This window comes from Qipengyuania sp. HL-TH1 (genome assembly GCF_036365825.1).
Taxonomy (GTDB): Bacteria; Pseudomonadota; Alphaproteobacteria; order Sphingomonadales; family Sphingomonadaceae; genus Qipengyuania; species Qipengyuania profunda.
Genome location: NZ_CP142675.1, coordinates 935,254 through 952,547, shown reverse-complemented (window position 1 = coordinate 952,547; position 17,294 = coordinate 935,254). Strand labels below are relative to the sequence as shown.

Genomic DNA, 17,294 nt, shown 5'->3' with positions numbered 1-17,294 from the left:
GATGGCGGGGCTGCCCGGCACGAGCCGCATGAACATCCCTGAGGCTATAAGCATTCCTAGGGAGCTGTCCCTGTCCTGGTCTACCGGTTCGGCCGTGGGACCGGGACATACGGAACCCACCTGACGTTTACGCGTCAGAGGATTTCGCCGGAAACGACCCATGGTGGTCCCGCCACTTTCCGGACTAGCTATCGGCACCAGCCCGCGCCTTTCACCGGGCGGCGGCGGCAGCCATCGACGCATGGCGATAGCGCACCCACGAGCGGGGCCATTGGACGCGCCGCGCCTCTACCGATAAGGACCCCTGCGTGACCAAGGACGAGCTTCGCAAACACCTGCGCATTACGCGGCGCGAGGAAGCCACCGCGCTACCGGAAAACATGCGCACGCTGGTGTTCATGCGCCCGCCTGCGCCGCTGCTCGAACTGGTCCCCGAAGGTGCGGTGATCGGCCTCTACCGCGCCAATCCCTATGAAGCGCCCGCGGCATCCTATGCCAGGTTCTTCTTCGAACAGGGGTACGATCTCGCCCTGCCCCGCTTCGCCGACCGCGGCGCGGCGATGCACTTCGCGCAGTTCAGCGACCCGTTTGGCGAACGCGATCTCGAGACTGGCCCGTTCGGACTGCTGCAACCCATGGCCGATGCCGCAGCGCTGGAACCGCGCGTGCTGTTCGTGCCGCTGGTCGGGTTCACCGCCGAAGGCGCCCGGCTTGGCCAGGGCGGCGGGCATTACGATCGCTGGCTCGCAGACCACCCGGGAACGACCGCCATCGGGCTTGCCTGGGACGGCCAGCGGGTCGATGACCTGCCGACCGAGGCGCACGATATCCCGCTTGCGGCAGTCGTTACGCCCACCCGCATCTATGGACCTTTCGCATGAGGCAAGAACCCACCTGGCGTATCCCGGTCGGCATCCTCGGATTGCTGCTGGCCCTGACCATCTATGGCGTGGTCATTGCACGCTATGCGCCCGGGCTGATCGGCGACTGGCCGACACTGGTCCAGACGCTGATCTATGTCGTGCTCGGGCTTGTCTGGCTGCTCCCGCTGCGCCGCTTCCTCATCTGGATGGAAACCGGCCGCTGGAGCTGATTGCCAAGTCGACTGCCCTACCCTAGCCTCCATGCCCAAGGGAGAGGGCATGACCACACGCGAAGCGGTGGCCGACAAACCGTCGGTCTGGCTCAAGCTGGCGCACGGATCGGGCGCTGCCGCGTTCGGCATCAAGAACGGCGGCTTCGACTATTTCCTGTTGCTGTTCTACGGCACGGTGGTGGGGCTCGAACCCGGCCTCGTCGGGCTCGCTATCCTGATTGCACTGGTGGTCGATGCGATCAGCGATCCGCTGGTCGGCTATTGGTCCGACAATCTGCGCAGTCGCTGGGGACGGCGCCATCCCTTCATGTATGCTGCGGCGCTGCCCGTTTCGCTGAGCTATTTCCTGCTGTGGAATCCGCCCGACTGGGGCCAGGCGGGATTGTTCCTCTACCTGACAGCGCTGGCGGTGCTGATCCGCACCTTCATCACCTTTTACGAAACGCCCAGCTCGGCGCTTATTCCCGAGCTCACCACCGACTATGACGAACGCACCAGCATGCAGGCCTATCGCCTGCTGTTCGGCTGGTCGGGCGGCACCGTGATGAGCATTGTGGTATTCGGAATCCTCTTCACCGGGCCGCTGGGAATGCGCGATCCCGAAGCCTATGCCCAATACGGGATCATCGCATCGGCGCTGATATTCGCAACGATCATGATCTCGGCGCTGGGAACGCACAGCCGTATTCCCCATCTCCACCGCCCGGTCGCGACGGGCGAGCGGTTCAGCATCGGGCGCATTTTCCGCGAGATGATCGAGACGCTGAGCGAGAAAAGCTTCCTCGCATTGTTCGTCGCCACCGTGCTGTTCGCCATTGCGACCGGCCTGTCGGCGGCGCTCGCCTTCCTGATACTCAACTATTTCTGGGGGTTCAGCGAATTCCAGATCTTCATCTGGACCTGCTCGGTGCTGCTCTCCGCACTGATCGGTTTCCTGATTGCGCCATGGGCGACCCGCAAACTCGGCAAGAAGCGCGCGACTATCGTTCTGGGCCTGCTCGCCTTCACCATCCAACCCTCCCCCGTCCTGCTGCGGCTGGCCGGGCTGATGCCCGAAAACGGCGACCCGCTGCTGTTCCCGCTGGTGCTGGGTATCAATGTGATCGACCTGGCACTGATCATTGCAGTGCAGGCGGTGGCCTATTCGATGATCGCCGACCTGGTCGAAGCCAACCAGGTGCGCACCGGTCGGCGTTCGGAAGGCGTCTATTATGCGGCGATGACCTTCACGCGCAAAACCACGCAGGGGTTCGGCGTGCTCGCGGCGGGCCTGATCCTGTCGCTGATCGACTTTCCCGAAGGTGCCGACCCGGCGAGTGTGGACCCCGATATCCTGTGGCGACTGGGTGCGTCCTACGCGCCCGCATTGCTGATCCTGTGGCTTTCCGCGCTGTTCTTCATTGCGCGCTACCGGATCGACAAAGGCATGCATGAAGAGAACCTGCGCCGACTGGCGGATGCGGAAAAATCCGCATCCGCCTAGGCGTCAGACTATTGTCAGAAAACGTCCCAAGTGGCGCGAGTGACGGGGCTCGAACCCGCGACCTCCGGCGTGACAGGCCGGCACTCTAACCATCTGAGCTACACCCGCTTGAAGCGTTGCACCGCTTGGGAGCCGCGCCACTAAGGCAGGGTCCGATTCCTGTCAATGGCCGATGTTGCGGTTTTTTGGCACTTGTCCGCACGCGCCGAAACCGGGACCGGATTTACCCATTTTTAACCCTCTTTGCCGATAATCTGATCAGACTTTGCACGCGGGGTAAAATGGGGGGCTGACATGCTGACAAGAGCCATTCTCGCCTTTTCCATCGGCCTGCTTTGTGCCGGCGGAGGTGCGACCCAATCGGCTTTCGGCATCCAGCAATCGGCCTATATCGCACCGGGGTCCGGCGGCGACGGCGATACGCGGATTAGCCGCCTCGCCCAGCGGCCCTAACAGCTTTCATATTTCCAGTTACGCCGCTTGCCCTCGCCGATCCATACGGCAGCGGTGGCAATGCGTTTCGCGCGGGTCGCTTCGCGTTTGGCGCTTACCACCCAATCGAGATAATCGCGTCGCTGGGCATCGGTAAAACCCTTCCAGACGGCAATCGCACCGTCGCACCTGGCGAGCGCATCGCGGAAATCGTCGGGCATCGCGATCGGCGGCTTCGGCCTCTGCCGGGCGGCCATAGGCGCTTGCGCATCCTGGGCCGCCTGTTTGAACCGCGCGATCAGCTCATCATCGGCGGGAAGCATGTCGAGCGCGGTGATCCGGCCGAAATTTCCCATTCCGCCGCCAGCGAATTCTTCGCTGCACAGCATTAGGGACGCATGGTTCTTGAACGCCGCCATCCCGACGGCATTCTTCCCGCCTACCACGAAATGCGGGACGCCCCATTTGATCGCCTCGACCGTATCGGGCAGCGCCCGGTGCACGAGATCACGAATGTGGTGCAGGATCGGCTGCGCAAAAGGCTGCGCCCTGTCGATGTATTCGTCGACTCGGCTGTCACGCGTCATGCGTGACAGCCTAGCAGATCAATCCACGAGGATCAGCGCCGGGGTTTCGAGCAGCTTCTTGAGCGCCTGGACGAAGCTCGCCGCGTCCCAGCCATCGACCACGCGGTGGTCGCAGCTAATCGAGATATTCATCAGCTTGCGCTTCTCGATCCGCTCGGCGCCATCGCTGCCGGTGACATACATCGGGCGTTCGATGATGCGGTTGGGGCCGATGATCGCGACTTCGGGGCGATTGATAACCGGTGTCGTCGCCACGCCGCCCAGGGGGCCGAGCGAAGTGACCGTCAGCGTGCCGCCCTGCAATTCCTCGCTCTTCGCCGTGCCGCTACGGGCTGCCTCGGCCAGGCGCGAGATTTCGTTGGCGAGTTGCCACGGGTTCTTCGCCTGCGCATCCCGGATCACCGGGACCATCAGCCCGGCATCGGTCTGCGCAGCCATGCCCAGATGCACCGCGCCGTGACGTGTCACCACACCGCCTTCGTCGTCGTAGCGGGCGTTGATCATCGGGAAGTCGGGCAGCGTCTTGCAGATCGCGGTGATCAGCAGCGGCAGGATGGTCAGCTTGGGCTTGTCGCCGCGGTTGCTGTTGAGCTGCGCACGCAGCACTTCCAGATCGGTGACATCGCATTCCTCGACATAGGAGAAATGCGGGATGTTGCGCTTCGATGCAGCCATGTTCTCGGCGATACGGCGGCGCATGCCGATGACCTTCTTCTCTTCGTCCGCACGGGGCGCGGCGGCGGCGCCATAGCCGGCATTGTAGGACAGGAACTGGTCGAGATCGCCGTGCCGAACGCGGCCGTCCTCGGCCGGCTTCACCTGCGCCAGGTCGACGCCGAGGTCCTTGGCGCGCTTGCGCACCGCCGGGGTGGCGAGAACTTTGGCGTGCTGGACCGGTTCGGGCGCGGGCGTCGGCGCAGGAAGCGGCTCGGGCTTCGGATCGGCCGCCAGCGCATCGTCGGCATCGGACGCATCCGAGTTCTCGACCTCGATCCGTTCCTCGACCGCCTCGTCCTTCGGCGCGGGGGCCGATGCGGGCGCAGCCTCGGTTGCAGGCGCGGCTTCCTCGACGACATCCTCAGGCACTTCGCCTTCGACCTCGATGACGACGAGCATCGAGCCGATCGATACCATGTCGCCCTCCCCGCCGGCGATCTCGAGGATCTTGCCGTTCACGGGGCTTTCCATCGGCACGGTGGCCTTGTCGGTCATCATGTCGACGAATTCTTCGTCTTCGCTGATCTGATCGCCGACCTGCTTGTGCCATTGCACAATCTCGGCCTCGGCGATGCCTTCGCCGATATCGGGCATGTTGAAGGTGAATTTCGCCATGGGATCAGTCCTTGAGGATCTTGTCGATGGCCTCGCCGATGCGGATCGGACCGGGGAAATAGGCCCATTCGAGGCTGTGGGGATAGGGTGTGTCGAAGCCGGTCACGCGTTCGACCGGGGCTTCGAGATGATAGAAACAGCGCTCGGTCACCAGCGCGGAAAGCTCCGCCCCGAAACCGCTCGTCCGGGTCGCTTCGTGCACGATCAGGCAGCGCCCGGTGCGTTCGATCGAGGCTTCGATCGCTTCGATGTCGAGCGGAACCAGCGTGCGCAGGTCGAGGATGTCGGCTTCGACGCCCTTCTCGCGGCACACCGCCTCGACCACATGGACCATCGTGCCATAGGCGAGGACGGTCAGCCGGTCGCCTTCGGTGACGTGCCGCGCCTTGCCCAGCGGGATCTTGTAATAGCCTTCGGGCACGACGCTGGCGTCGAACTTCTTCCACGGCTGCACCGGCTTGTCGTAATAGCCCGAGAACGGGCCGTTGTAGATGCGCTTGGGTTCGAAGAAGATGACCGGGTCATTGTCCTCGATGCACGAGATCAGCAGCCCCTTGGCGTCATAGGGCGTGGCCGGGATAACCGTCTTGAGGCCCGATACATGCGTAAAGATCGCTTCTGGGCTCTGGCTGTGCGTCTGGCCGCCGAAGATGCCCCCGCCAAAGGGCGATCGGACGGTCATCGGTGCAATATATTCGCCTGCCGAACGATAGCGCAGGCGCGCCGCCTCGGAGATCAGCTGGTCGAGCCCGGGGTAGATGTAATCGGCGAACTGAATCTCAGGCACCGGGCGCAGGCCATAGGCGCCCATCCCCACTGCCACCGCGATGATCCCGCATTCGTTGATCGGCGTGTCGAACACGCGCGTCTTGCCGTATTTGTCCTGCAGCCCCGCGGTGCAGCGGAAGACGCCGCCGAAATAGCCGACGTCCTCGCCCATCACCACGACATCGTCGTCGCGGCCCATCGACACGTCGAGCGCATCGTTGATCGCCTCGATCATATTGAGACGGCGTTCACCGTCCTGCGTGCCTGCGGGCAGGTCCTTGGTCTGGGTCTCGCTCATGCCTCGGGCAATCCTTCGGGAAACTTGGTCTTGCGCTCGTGCACCGCCTGGTCAGCCTGCTCGCGCAGGTGCCAGGGAAGCTCTTCGAAGACGTCTTCGAACATGGTGCGGAACGGGTGGTGGAGACCGTGGCCGAGGATACCGTTGGCCTCGGCTTCCTTGGTCACCTTCTTGACGTGTTCGGCCGCCTCGAGGTCCATCTTCTCCTGCCGCTCCTCGTCCCATTCGCCAAGCGCGATGAGGTGGTTCTTCAGCCGCATCACCGGATCGCCGAGCGGCCATTCGCTGCGTTCCTGCGCGCTGCGATAGCCGCTAGGATCGTCCGAGGTGGAATGCCCTTCGGCCCGGTAGGTAAAGAACTCGATCAGCGTCGGCCCGGCGTTGGCGCGCGCGCGATTGGCTGCCCAGCGTTCAGCGGCATAACACGCCAGCGCGTCGTTGCCGTCCACCCGCAGACCCGCAAGGCCGTAGCCCAGTGCGCGTGCGGCAAAGGTGGTGCGCTCCGCCCCGGCGAAACCACTGAAGCTGGAGATCGCCCACTGGTTGTTGATAACGTTGAGGATAACCGGTGCATTATACACCGTCGCGAAGGTGCAGGCCGAATGGAAGTCGCCCTCCGCGGTGCTGCCCTCGCCCACCCACGTCGCGGCGATCCGGCTGTCGCCCTTCATCGCGCTGGCCATTGCCCAGCCCACCGCCTGCGGGGTCTGCGTCGCGAGATTGCCGCTGATGGTGAAGAAGCTGTGCTCGCGGCTCGAATACATGATCGGCAGCTGGCGGCCCTTCAGCTTGTCGCCCTTGTTCGAGTAGATCTGGTTGATCATCTCGATCAGCGGGTAACCGCGCTGGATCAGGATGCCCTGCTGGCGGTAGCTGGGAAAGACCATGTCGTCCCCCGCCAGCGCCATCGAGGCCGAGACGCTGGTCGCCTCCTCGCCGGTGCACTTCATATAGAAGCTGGTCTTGCCCTGCCGCTGGCCGCGAAACATGCGTTCGTCGAACGCGCGCGTCATCGCCATGTGGCCGAGCATGGCGCGCAGCGTGTCCGCGTCGAGCTTGGGATCCCACGGCCCGTGTGCCTTGTCGTCATCGCCCAGCACGCGGACCAGCCCATAAGCCAGATCGCGCATCTCCGCAGGGTCACAGGCCTCGTCGGGCCGCGCCATGCTGCCGGCCTCGGGCACGTCGATGTGCGAGAAATCGACCGTGTCGCCCGGCCGGAACTTGGGTTCGGGCACATGCAGCGAGAGAGCCGGACGGTTCTCGCCTTCTGCACTACCCTTGGGCCTGTCGGCCATAGAATCGTCTCCCAGACGCAATCTTACGCTTAGGCGTTATTTTATTTCACGGATGGGAAACGGTCAAGTCAGGGGCCGAATCACACCGCGACGGGCGCCTTGATCGGCGCATGCGGCGTGTAATCGTGAACCACGAAATCCTCGATCGCGTAGTCGAAGATGGAAGGCGGACGCCGCACTATCTCAAGGCGCGGGCGACCCTGCGGTTCCCGCGACAGCTGCTCGTCTATCAGTGCTTCGTGGTTGAGATAGAGGTGCGTGTCCCCGCCCGTCCAGACGAGCTCGCCGGGCTCGAGGCCGACCTGCTGCGCGATCATCCGCGTCAGCAACGCTGCCGACCACAGGTTGAACGGCAGCCCCAGCGCGACATCGCAGCTGCGCTGGTAGAGCAGGCAGTTGAGGCGATCCCCCGCAACATGGAACTGATAGGTCTTGTGACACGGCGGCAGCGCCATCGCATCGAGTTCGGCGACGTTCCAGCCCTCGATGATATGCCGCCGGCTACCCGGATTGCTGCGCAGCGATTCGACCACCTGCGCGACCTGGTTGATCCCCGGCCCCGACCGGTAGCTGCCATCGCCCTGCGCTTCGTAGGTCGGCCAATCAACCCATTGCTTGCCGTAGACCGGGCCGAGGTCGCCCCAGCGCGCGGCGAAGGTTTCGTCCCCCGCGATCCGCTGTACGAATTGCTCCAGCGCGATCGCCTCGCCCGTTTCCTTCACATAGCGCGCATGCGGCCATTCGTTCCATATCTTGACGCCTTGGAGCACGAGCGGGCGGATGTTGGTGTTGCCGGTAAGGAACCACAACAATTCGCGCGTCGCGGTCTTCCAGTAAACCCGTTTGGTCGTCACCAGCGGCATCGCGCCGTCGGCGAGGTCGAACCGCAGCATCGCGCCGAAGACCGACCGCGTTCCGACGCCGGTCCGGTCCATCCGTTCGTCACCCTCCGACCAGATGCGGCGCATGAGTTCGAGATAGGGCTGTTCAGGGTGCGATTCGGACACGGGATGCTCGTTTTGCTGCGGAGATTCTTCCTAGGCCCGATTTGCCCGAATTGCCTGCTTGCGTGTGCCGCAATCCCCACCTATAGGGCGCGCCTTGCTTCGCACCCAAGGCTTCACAAAGCCGCGGGCCGATCCGGTCGGGGAGTAGCTCAGCCTGGTAGAGCACTGTCTTCGGGAGGCAGGGGCCGGAGGTTCGAATCCTCTCTCCCCGACCAACTTCTATTGTAGCATCCAGATCGAGGATCCGCTTGCGTCCCTGTGGCGGAACGGCACGCGGCCGCGCGCGATTTGAGCTGATCACTAGCCGCTTTCGGCGTGTCCGGATGCGTCCCGGAACACAGGCCAATATCCGCTTTACGCGCCATCCGGATCGGTAAGCGCCAGCAAGCAGGCCAGCATGGTGGCGGCGACGGATTCGATCTGTTCGCGCGTCGTGGTGCTCATTTTCAGGCCGACGATCGAATGGTGGAGCATTTCGCCAAGCCCCTTGGCGGTAATGTGCCGGCGTTCGAGCGCCTCCTGATATTCGAGCAGGAATTCACAAAGATTGCGCTGTGCCTCGAGGTGAACCTCGACGAGTTCCTGCTTGATCGTGGTGGCCAGTTCGAGCTCGAGCTCGTCGGCATGCGGCATCGACTGCATCGATTCCCAAGGCTCGATGACCAGATTGTCGAGCAATGCCTCGAACCGTTTGCGCCGGTCAGGGGTCGTGGCGCAGAACTCGCGTATCGCCCTCCACTTCGATTCGAAATGATACCGCGCGACGCCGAGCAGCAGCGCCTCGCGATTCGGGAAGACATTGTATATGGTCTGGCGCGAAACTCCCGCTGCCGTAGCGACATCGTTCATTGTGGCGCGTCTGATGCCGTACTGGCTGATGACCCCATAGCCCGCCGCGGCGATCCTGCATGCTCTCTCTTCCATGCAGGTTAACTGGACATCTGATGCAAAAATGTCAATTTACAAGTGTATCGAAATTGTCAAAACGCGGCGCTAATCGCACCACCGGTCGCAGGGTGAGTCGCACCTCGCAAGGAATCCCCATGACGCATCTTCGCACTCTGCTCCTGCTTCTGCTCGGTCTCGTAGCCGCCGCCTGCTCGTCACCCGATACGGCGCCAGAGGGCCAGGCCATCCCGGTCCGGACGATCACGGTCGGCGAAACCGATCTCGACAACATTCTCGAACTGCCCGGACGCGTCGAGCCGGTCCGGGTCGCGGAAGTCCGCGCACGCGTCACCGGGATCGTCCAGCAGCGGGTCTATGAAGAGGGCACCGATGTCGGACAGGGGCAGGCACTGTTCCGCATCGATCCGGCGGAACTGCGCGCCAGCTATGCGCAGACGCAGGCCAGCCTCGCGACCGCGCCAAGGCCACTGCGGCAAATGCAAATGCAGTGGTCGCACGCTATCGCCCGCTGGTTGCCGAGAATGCCATCAGCGGTCAGGAATTCGACGCTGCGCAGGCCGCCGCGCGCGAAGCCAATGCCAATGTCGCGCAGATCCAGGCGCAGCTGCGCGCGTCCTCGCTCCAGCTCGGCTATACCACGGTTCGCGCACCGATTTCGGGCCGCGCCGGACGTGCTGCGGTGACCGAAGGCGCGCTGGTGTCGCAGGCGGAGGGAACGCTGATGACGCGGATCGAGCAGATCTCGCCGATCTACGTCTCCTTCTCGCAATCGGCCACCGAAGTGCTCCAGATCCGCCGCGCGATTGCCAGCGGTCAGCTTGACCTTGCTCCCGGCGATGCGGTCGAGGTCCGGCTGCTGTTCCCCGATGGGACCGAATACGAACTGCCCGGTCTGATCGAATTCCTCGACTTCTCGGTCGACGAGGCGACCGGCACGGTCCAGCTGCGCGCCGAGTTTCCCAATCCCGACGGGCTCCTGCTGCCGGGCGAATTCGTCAACGCGCGAATTTATGCCGGCAAGGTCACCGATGTAATCGCCATTCCGCAGCGCGCGGTCACGGTGGCCGATGCGGGCGGCACGGTGATGATCGTCGACAAGGACGGGAAGGCCGCGGTCCGCCCCGTCAAGCTGGGCCAGCTGATGGGTGATAGCTGGGTCGTGGAAAGCGGGCTCAAACCCGGCGACCGGGTGATCGTGTCGAACCTGCAGAAACTGCAGCCCGGCATGCCCGTGCAGATCGCCAATGCCGCCACCGGCCGCAAGGCCGCAGCCCCCACGCCCGCTGCAAAGGCGGATTGATCATGGCGCGTTTCTTCATTGACCGGCCGATCTTCGCCTGGGTGATCTCGCTGGGCATCCTGCTGTCGGGCTTTATCGCCCTGCGCGCCTTGCCGATCGAACAATATCCCGAGGTCGCCCCGCCTTCGTTGGCGATCAACGTGGTCTATCCCGGCGCCGATGCGGAGACGCTCGAGCAGAACGTCACACAGGTGATCGAACAGCAGCTCAACGGCGTCGAGGGTTTCCTCTACATGGCCTCGTCGAGCCTTTCGAACGGGACCGCCTCGATCACGCTGACCTTCGAAGCGGGCACCGATATCGATATCGCGCAGACCGAGGTGCAGAACCGGCTGAGCACGGTCGAGGCCCGGCTGCCCGAGGAAGTCCGCCGCCAGGGGATTACCGTGCGCCAGGCGAATGCCGGCTTCCTGATGATCGTCGCGCTGACTTCGGAATCGGGCACGCTCGACTCGACCGATCTCGGCAATATCGCCTCGACGCAAGTGATCGATGAATTGCGCCGTGTGACCGGCGTCGGCGATGTCACGCTGTTCGGCTCCGAATATGCGATGCGCATTTGGCTCGATCCCGAAAAGCTGGCTTCCTACAATCTTTCGCCCAGCGCCGTGGTGGCCGCGATCCGCGAGCAGAATGCGCAGACCGCGGGCGGTTCTCTGGGCGCGCTGCCGCTGCAAGAAGGCCAGCAGATCACCGCCACGATCACGACCGAGAACCGGTTCGAGACCGAGGACGAGTTCCGGCGGATCATCCTGCGCGCAGATGCGGGCGGCGCCAGCGTCCGGCTGGGCGATGTCGCGCGGGTCGAGATCGGCGCGCAGAGCTATGCCACATCGACCACGCTCAATGGTCAGGCGATGGCTGGGATGGCGGTCCAGCTGGCCACCGGCGCCAACGCGCTGGCAACCGCCGAGGGGGTCAACGAACGGATGGCCGAAATCGGTGCGGGCCTGCCCGACGATGTCGCCTGGTCGATCCCTTACGATACCACGCCCTTCGTCGAGGTTTCGGTTGAGGAAGTGGTCAAGACCCTGATCGAGGCGATGGTGCTGGTCTTTCTCGTCATGTTCCTGTTCCTGCAGAACTGGCGCGCGACGCTGATCCCGACGCTGGTCGTCCCGATCGCGCTTGCCGGTGCCTGTCTGGGCCTGTGGCTGTTCGGCTTTTCGATCAACGTGCTGACGCTGTTCGGCATGGTGTTGGCGATCGGCATCCTCGTCGATGACGCAATCGTCGTGATCGAGAATGTCGAGCGCATCATGCGCGAGGAAGGGCTCGGCCCGCTCGCGGCAACGCGCAAGGCGATGGACCAGATCACCGGCGCGATCATCGGGATCACGCTGGTCCTGATCGCGGTGTTCCTGCCGATGGCCTTCTTCCCCGGTTCGACCGGCGGGATCTACCGCCAGTTCTCGGTCACACTCGCGATCTCGATCTTCTTCTCCGCCGTGCTGGCGCTGTCGCTGACGCCCGCGCTGTGCGCGACTTTTCTGCGGATGGAAGACGTCCAGGATCATAATGCAACAGAAGAAGGCGAGCTGGACGAACCGCGCCCACTGCCCGAGGGCTGGCGCGGACGGGTCGAACAGGGCCGCCGTGCAGCGGGACGCTTTTTCGGCGGCTTCAACCGCTGGTTCGCGCGCATGACCGAGAAATACGGCCGCACGAATGCCGCAATCCTCGGCCGCCCGATGCGTGGGCTCGCGGTCTTCCTTCTGCTGGCGGGGATCACCGGCCTGCTGTTCGTCCGCCTGCCGGGCGGGTTCCTCCCGACAGAGGACCAGGGCTATGTGATCACGGTGGTGCAATCGCCCACTGGCTCGACGCAGGAACGGCTCGACGAAGCCATCGCACCGGTCGAGGCATTCTGGCAGTCGCGCGAGGAAGTCGAACGCGTGGTCGTGGTGCGCGGCTTCAGTTTCTTCGGCCAGGGCCAGAACAACGCGATGATGTTTACGCCGCTCAAGGACTGGAGCGAGCGCAGCGGAGCCGAAAGTTCGGCCGAAGGGCTGGTGGGCCAGGCCATGGGGACGTTCATGCGGCTCGACAATGCCCTCGCCTTCGCGATCCAGCCGCCTGCGATCCAGTCGCTCGGCCAGGCCAGCGGCTTCACGATGAAGCTGCAGGACCGCGCCGGTCTGGGCCGCGATGCGCTGACCGACGCGCGCAACCAATTGCTCGGCATGGCCTCGCAAAGCGAGACGCTGGCCAATATCCGCCCCGAAGACCAGCCGCCCGCGCCGCAGTTGCATGTCGAAGTCGACCGGGTGCAGGCCCGCGCGATGGGCTTGTCGATGGACGATGTGAACAATGCGTTGTCGATCAATTTCGGGTCGGCCTATGCCAATGACTTCAACCGCCAGGGGCGGGTCCTGCAGGTGCTGGTGCAGGCCGACGCGCCGCACCGGATGACGCCCGAGGACGTGCTGTCGCTGCGCATCCCCAATGCCCAGGGGGCGCTGGTGCCGTTCAGTTCCTTCGCCACTGCCGAATGGACCGCGGGCCCGCCCAGCCTGGCGCGCTACAATGGCTATCCGGCGATGACCCTTTCGGGAACCGCGGCCCCGGGCCAGTCCTCGGGGGCGGCGCTGAGCGAAATGGAACAGCTGGCAAGCCAAATGCCCGAAGGGATCGGCTTCGAATGGACCGGGATCAGTTATGAGGAAAAGCAGGCGGGCGGCCAGATCGGCCTGCTGCTGGGCCTGTCGGTGGTGATCGTCTTTCTCGTGCTCGCGGCGCTTTATGAAAGCTGGTCGGTGCCCCTCTCGGTACTGCTGATCGTTCCGATGGGCGTGCTGGGTGCGGTATTGTCCACCATGGCGCGCGGCCTGTCGGCGGATATCTACTTCAATGTCGGACTGATCACCATCATCGGGCTGGCGGCCAAGAACGCCATCCTGATCGTGGAATTCGCGATCGAGCAGGAAGACGACGGCAAGAGCCCGCTCGAGGCCGTGAAGACTGCGGCACTCCTGCGCCTGCGGCCGATCATCATGACCTCGCTCGCCTTCATCCTCGGCATGGTTCCGTTGGTGCTGTCGACGGGGGCCGGCGCGGCCAGCCGCATTGCGGTCGGTACCGGCGTCATGGGCGGCATGATCGCGGCGACGCTGATCGGGATTTTCGTGATCCCGCTGCTCTACCTGCTGGTCCGCACGCGCATCGGCAAACGCAAACCTACGCCCGCCAGCGACCTCGAAGGAGAACCGGCATGAACCGCATGCTCTGCGCCAGTGTGATGGCGCTGGCGCTGGCCGGCTGCGTCAATATGGCGCCCGACCACACGCGCCCGCCGCTCGCCAGTGCCCCGGCTTACGATCCCGAGTATCGCCCCGACGGAACGGTCGTCGCCAGCACGCTGTCCTACCGCGACTGGTTCATTGACCCCCGCCTGGTCGCGCTGATCGATACCGCGGTAGCCAACAATCGCGACCTGATTGCCGCGACCGCGCGGATCGAACAGGCGCGCGCGCAGTACCGCATCCAGGACAGCCGCCGCCTGCCCACCGCCGTGGCCAACGCTTCGGCCAGCCGCACGCGCACACCGCTCGGCACGGTGGACCCCGCGGCGAGCGGATCGGTGACCACCGATCGCTTCGATGTCGGTGTCGGGGTCACGTCCTTCGAGCTCGACTTCTGGGGCCGGGTCGCCAATTTGTCCGACGCGGCGCGAGCGCAATATCTGGCCACCGAAGCCAACCAGCGCGCCTTCTATCTCTCGCTGATCGCCGATGTCGCCTCGACCTATTTCGAGCTGCTCGAAACCGATGACCAGATCGACCTTGCCCAGGCCACGCTGGAAAGCCGGCAGGAGGGATTGCGGATCGCGCAATTGCGGCTCGATGCGGGCGTGACCTCGGCGCTGCCGTTCCGGCAGGCGGAAACGCTGCTCACCACGGCGGAGCAGCAGCTGGCATCGGAGAAGCTGGCGCAGGCGCGGCTGCGCAACCAGCTGTCGGTACTGGTCGGCGGCGGGTTTCCCGCCGATCTGCCTGCCGCGCTGCCGATGGTCGCGCAGGAAAACGCGATGGTGCTCGACGCGGCAACGCCGTCGGATCTCATGCTGGTCCGGCCCGATATCGTCGCTGCCGAGGAACAGTTGCGTGCCGCGCGCGCCAATATCGGCGCCGCACGGGCCGCCTTCTTCCCGAGCATTTCGCTGACCGGCAGCGCCGGTTTCGCCTCGAGCGAGCTGGGTGATCTGTTCGGTTCGGACGGGCTCAGCTGGTCGTTCGGCCCCTCGATCTCGTTGCCGATCTTCGACTGGGGCGCCCGCGAAGCCGACCTCGATCTCGCCAGGGCGCGCGAAACCGAACAGGTCGCGCTGTATGAAAAGGCGGTCCAGACCGCATTCCGCGAAGTGTCGGACGGGCTTGCCGGACGCCGCTGGCTGGCCGAGCAGGTCGCCGCGCAGGAACAGGGCGTCGCCGCTCAGGAACGCATCGCGCGACTGGCGCGCCTGCGCTACCGCGAAGGCGTGGCCGATTACCTCGAAGTCCTTGATGCCGAACGCAATCTGTTCTCCGCCCGCCAGCAATTGCTCGCCACGCGCCGGGCCTATCTGCAGAACGGCACGACGCTGTTCGTCGCGCTGGGCGGGGGTCTCGACCGCTCTCCCTAAGAGAACCTATGGCGGGCTGAGGACCGCCTACCCTGCCCCCAATGGATCGGGCCGCGGCTAAAGCCCCACTTCTACGCCGGCCCAGACCGTGCGCGGGACGCCGAAGTCGATCGATCCGCCCTGGTTACGCGTGACAATGGTCTCGTCGGTGAGGTTCTCGCCGCGCAGGACCAGCGCGATAGTGTCGGTCAGCGGCACTTGGACGAAGGCATCGAGCGTGGTGGCCGCGGGCAAAAGGTCGGTTTCCAGATCGTCTTCGAATTGTGCGCCGACATGGCGCAGCGTGGTCGACAGCAGCCAGTTTTCCGCCGGGCGCCAGGCCAGCGTCGCGCCGGCGACGAACCGCGGGGTCTGCGAGGGGCGATTGCCATCGAGCGCCGCGGCGAAGCCCGAACCCTGCGCTTCGGCATCGGTCCATGCTGCCGAGGCATCGAACGACACCTCGCCCAGGGTCGCGGAAATAGATGCCTCAATCCCCCGCGCATGCACCGCATCGATGTTGCGGCGCTGGCGCAAATTGGTGTCGAGCGTGACATTGGCGACCGCATTCTTCACGCGGTTGTCGAACGCGGTCAGCGACAGGCCCACCCCCGGCGCCGGAGTCACATCCACGCCCAGTTCGAAGCCTTCGAGCCGTTCGTTCTCGAGCGCCGCATTGGCCTGGGTCACCACGGGGAAAACCACGAAGGGCCGGTAGAGCTCGTTCAGTGTCGGCAGGCGCAGGCCCGAATAGGCTGCGGCGCGCAGCGCCACCCTATCGCTTGCGCGGAAGAGCAGACCGCCGCGGAAGGAGGCATCCCACCCCGCACGGTCACCATAGGTGGTCGCCAATACCGGCGCTCCGGCGCCGTCGTTCTCGCGGTAGAAGCCATCGCGGATGGTCCAGCGGTCGAGCCGCGCCCCCGCGGTCAGCACCAGCGCGCCCAGCGTCCAGTCGTCCTCGGCAAACACGCCCAGATCGGTATTGGTCCCCCCCGCATTGCGGCGCGCGGTGACCGCGCCAGAAAAGGCACTGATCGCGGTTTCGAACAATTCGCCGTCCGCACGTCGATAGTCGACGCCCAGCCGCAAGACATGTGCCCCGCCCACCGGCGGCCGGATCTCGAACTTTCCGCCCAGCCCCGTCGCCGGCGTGTTGCGCTGGTCGAGCACGGGCACGAAGCGGGTCGAGCTGACCACGATGTTGGTGAAGTTGCGCGCCTGCACATAGCCGATGGCGTCGAATTCCCACGCACCGCGCCCGACCAGGCGCAGGCTGGCGTCCTGCCCCTCGATGCTGCTGTCCGCGCCGTCGAACCGCAGCGTGCGTTCATCGCGATAGGCCAGCCCGCGAACCTGCAGTTCGATATCCTGCGATAGGGGCGCGACCCCGCGGATCTGCGCGGACCAGCCGTCGAATGCGGCGCGCGCGCTGAGCGGGGCGCGATCGGCTTCGGGCGTGGTGAAGAAGCCCTTCCCGCGGTCCCAGCGGCCCGAAGCAACCACGAAGCCGCTCCCCAGACTGGCGCCCGCGCTGCCCGACAGTTCGGTTTCGCCGCGGTCGTTGACGAGCGCCTGTCCGGCGAAGCCATCCAGCGCGTCGATCCCGGCGCTTTCCAGCTCGATCGTACCCGCGAGCGCGCCTGCGCCGAACGGACCCGATCCGCCGCCCCGCGTAACGCGGATCTGCGCAAGCCGCTCGGGCGCGATCGCGCTGAACGGGATATAACCGAAGAAGGGATCGCTCATCGGCACGCCGTCGAGCAGCACCAGTGCCCGGCTGGTGGCGTTACCGCCCAGCGCGCGCAACGTCGCCCCTTGCGCCGAGGCATTGGCCGAACGGCTGTCCGACCGGCGGAATTGCTGGAACCCGGCGACCGCGGACAGCGCATCCTCGATCCGCCCCGAAGGAACCGCGACCAGCTGGTCGCGGTCGATCACCTGCGTATCGTAGGCGGGTGCGGCGGGGGTCGCATCGAGACCCGCACCGGTGACGACGATCACCTCGTCCCCATCTGCGTCTTGCGCGGCCGCGGGTTCGACAAGGGCCAGCGCGAGGGCTGTACCGGACATCAGATATCTCAGAATAGGCATCGCCGCGTGCCCTAACCGGTGATCCGCGCGAAGGCGAGAGCAAGCTAACCGTTGCAGCCGCGCGGCGATTGCCTAGAGATGGTCTTGGAA

The 17,294-nt window shown here is 64.9% G+C and carries 14 protein-coding genes, 2 tRNA genes, 1 other RNA gene and 1 pseudogene; 10 read left to right on the top strand and 8 right to left on the bottom strand.

The features are described from left to right. Positions 1-4: 4 nt before the first annotated feature. The 4 genes from ssrS (at position 5) to VWN43_RS05225 (ending at position 2,579) form a co-directional block, all read left to right on the top strand. Positions 5-174: non-coding RNA, 6S RNA (gene ssrS, locus VWN43_RS16370), on the top strand. Positions 175-308: 134 nt separating this feature from the next. Then, positions 309-881 (top strand): 5-formyltetrahydrofolate cyclo-ligase, encoded by a 573-nt coding sequence (locus VWN43_RS05235; protein WP_320180386.1) that lies wholly within the window; start codon positions 309-311, stop codon positions 879-881. Beyond that, positions 878-1,093 (top strand): DUF2842 domain-containing protein, encoded by a 216-nt coding sequence (locus tag VWN43_RS05230; protein WP_320180387.1) that lies wholly within the window; start codon positions 878-880, stop codon positions 1,091-1,093. Before VWN43_RS05235 ends, VWN43_RS05230 begins: the two co-directional genes overlap by 4 nt. Before the next feature lie 49 nt (positions 1,094-1,142). After that, complete coding sequence (locus tag VWN43_RS05225; protein WP_320180388.1) at positions 1,143-2,579, top strand: MFS transporter; 1,437 nt, start codon at positions 1,143-1,145, stop codon at positions 2,577-2,579. A 31-nt stretch (positions 2,580-2,610) separates the two neighbouring features. Here the strand turns inward: VWN43_RS05225 and VWN43_RS05220 are convergent. Further along, a tRNA-Asp gene (locus VWN43_RS05220) sits at positions 2,611-2,687 on the bottom strand. Between the two features lie 186 nt (positions 2,688-2,873). Between VWN43_RS05220 and VWN43_RS05215 the strand changes: the two genes are divergently transcribed. Continuing rightward, complete coding sequence (locus tag VWN43_RS05215; RefSeq protein ID WP_320180389.1) at positions 2,874-3,032, top strand: hypothetical protein; 159 nt, start codon at positions 2,874-2,876, stop codon at positions 3,030-3,032. Here VWN43_RS05215 and VWN43_RS05210 read toward each other — a convergent pair. The 5 genes from VWN43_RS05210 to thyA form a co-directional block, all read right to left on the bottom strand. Continuing rightward, entirely contained in the window at positions 3,029-3,598 is a 570-nt protein-coding gene (locus VWN43_RS05210; RefSeq protein ID WP_320180390.1) for a YdeI/OmpD-associated family protein, read from the bottom strand. The two genes, VWN43_RS05215 and VWN43_RS05210, sit on opposite strands and share 4 nt — an antisense overlap. Positions 3,599-3,616: 18 nt before the next feature. Beyond that, positions 3,617-4,930 carry a dihydrolipoamide acetyltransferase family protein gene (locus VWN43_RS05205; RefSeq protein ID WP_320180391.1) on the bottom strand — a complete coding sequence of 438 codons (1,314 nt, stop codon included), beginning with the start codon at positions 4,928-4,930 and terminating at the stop codon, positions 3,617-3,619. A gap of 4 nt (positions 4,931-4,934) precedes the next feature. Next, positions 4,935-5,996, bottom strand: a complete 1,062-nt coding sequence (locus VWN43_RS05200; protein WP_320180392.1) for an alpha-ketoacid dehydrogenase subunit beta — start codon at positions 5,994-5,996, stop codon at positions 4,935-4,937. Beyond that, complete coding sequence (locus VWN43_RS05195; RefSeq protein ID WP_253516380.1) at positions 5,993-7,294, bottom strand: 3-methyl-2-oxobutanoate dehydrogenase (2-methylpropanoyl-transferring) subunit alpha; 1,302 nt, start codon at positions 7,292-7,294, stop codon at positions 5,993-5,995. The genes VWN43_RS05200 and VWN43_RS05195 overlap by 4 nt, the downstream gene beginning before the upstream one ends. An 80-nt stretch (positions 7,295-7,374) precedes the next feature. Next, positions 7,375-8,301: a thymidylate synthase gene (gene thyA, locus VWN43_RS05190; protein WP_320180393.1), complete on the bottom strand. Its 927-nt coding sequence runs from the start codon at positions 8,299-8,301 to the stop codon at positions 7,375-7,377. Positions 8,302-8,439: 138 nt separating this feature from the next. Between thyA and VWN43_RS05185 the strand changes: the two genes are divergently transcribed. Next, positions 8,440-8,516 (top strand) — tRNA-Pro (locus VWN43_RS05185). Positions 8,517-8,655: 139 nt separating this feature from the next. Here the strand turns inward: VWN43_RS05185 and VWN43_RS05180 are convergent. After that, positions 8,656-9,225 (bottom strand): TetR/AcrR family transcriptional regulator, encoded by a 570-nt coding sequence (locus tag VWN43_RS05180; RefSeq protein ID WP_320180394.1) that lies wholly within the window; start codon positions 9,223-9,225, stop codon positions 8,656-8,658. On the opposite strand from VWN43_RS05180, the pseudogene VWN43_RS16380 reads away from it, so the two are divergent. From VWN43_RS16380 to VWN43_RS05160, 4 genes and pseudogenes are all read left to right on the top strand, one after another. Then, positions 9,210-9,575: pseudogene (locus VWN43_RS16380) on the top strand (hypothetical protein); the annotation flags it as partial. The gene VWN43_RS05180 and the pseudogene VWN43_RS16380 sit on opposite strands and share 16 nt — an antisense overlap. A gap of 122 nt (positions 9,576-9,697) precedes the next feature. Further along, positions 9,698-10,510, top strand: coding sequence for an efflux RND transporter periplasmic adaptor subunit (locus tag VWN43_RS05170; RefSeq protein ID WP_330768293.1), 813 nt, complete (start codon positions 9,698-9,700; stop codon positions 10,508-10,510). A gap of 2 nt (positions 10,511-10,512) precedes the next feature. Further along, a complete protein-coding gene (locus VWN43_RS05165; RefSeq protein WP_320180396.1) occupies positions 10,513-13,725 on the top strand; it encodes an efflux RND transporter permease subunit in 3,213 nt (1,070 codons plus the stop codon). Then, the gene (locus tag VWN43_RS05160) at positions 13,722-15,131 is read left to right on the top strand and encodes an efflux transporter outer membrane subunit (RefSeq protein WP_320180397.1); all 1,410 of its coding nucleotides are present in this window, start codon (positions 13,722-13,724) and stop codon (positions 15,129-15,131) included. Before VWN43_RS05165 ends, VWN43_RS05160 begins: the two co-directional genes overlap by 4 nt. 57 nt (positions 15,132-15,188) lie before the next feature. Here VWN43_RS05160 and VWN43_RS05155 read toward each other — a convergent pair whose 3' ends face one another. Further along, positions 15,189-17,183, bottom strand: coding sequence for a TonB-dependent receptor (locus VWN43_RS05155; RefSeq protein ID WP_320180398.1), 1,995 nt, complete (start codon positions 17,181-17,183; stop codon positions 15,189-15,191). Positions 17,184-17,294 lie beyond the last annotated feature (111 nt).

Excerpts from the sequence above, each read along its gene's own strand:
- VWN43_RS05230 (WP_320180387.1), top strand. The coding sequence starts at position 878 with ATGAGGCAAGAACCCACCTGGCGTATCCCGGTCGGCATCCTCGGATTG.
- VWN43_RS05225 (WP_320180388.1), top strand. The coding sequence starts at position 1,143 with ATGACCACACGCGAAGCGGTGGCCGACAAACCGTCGGTCTGGCTCAAG.
- VWN43_RS05215 (WP_320180389.1), top strand. The coding sequence starts at position 2,874 with ATGCTGACAAGAGCCATTCTCGCCTTTTCCATCGGCCTGCTTTGTGCC.
- VWN43_RS05210 (WP_320180390.1), bottom strand. The coding sequence starts at position 3,598 with ATGACGCGTGACAGCCGAGTCGACGAATACATCGACAGGGCGCAGCCT.
- VWN43_RS05205 (WP_320180391.1), bottom strand. The coding sequence starts at position 4,930 with ATGGCGAAATTCACCTTCAACATGCCCGATATCGGCGAAGGCATCGCC.
- VWN43_RS05200 (WP_320180392.1), bottom strand. The coding sequence starts at position 5,996 with ATGAGCGAGACCCAGACCAAGGACCTGCCCGCAGGCACGCAGGACGGT.
- VWN43_RS05195 (WP_253516380.1), bottom strand. The coding sequence starts at position 7,294 with ATGGCCGACAGGCCCAAGGGTAGTGCAGAAGGCGAGAACCGTCCGGCT.
- VWN43_RS05180 (WP_320180394.1), bottom strand. The coding sequence starts at position 9,225 with ATGGAAGAGAGAGCATGCAGGATCGCCGCGGCGGGCTATGGGGTCATC.
- VWN43_RS05165 (WP_320180396.1), top strand. The coding sequence starts at position 10,513 with ATGGCGCGTTTCTTCATTGACCGGCCGATCTTCGCCTGGGTGATCTCG.
- VWN43_RS05160 (WP_320180397.1), top strand. The coding sequence starts at position 13,722 with ATGAACCGCATGCTCTGCGCCAGTGTGATGGCGCTGGCGCTGGCCGGC.
- VWN43_RS05155 (WP_320180398.1), bottom strand. The coding sequence starts at position 17,183 with ATGTCCGGTACAGCCCTCGCGCTGGCCCTTGTCGAACCCGCGGCCGCG.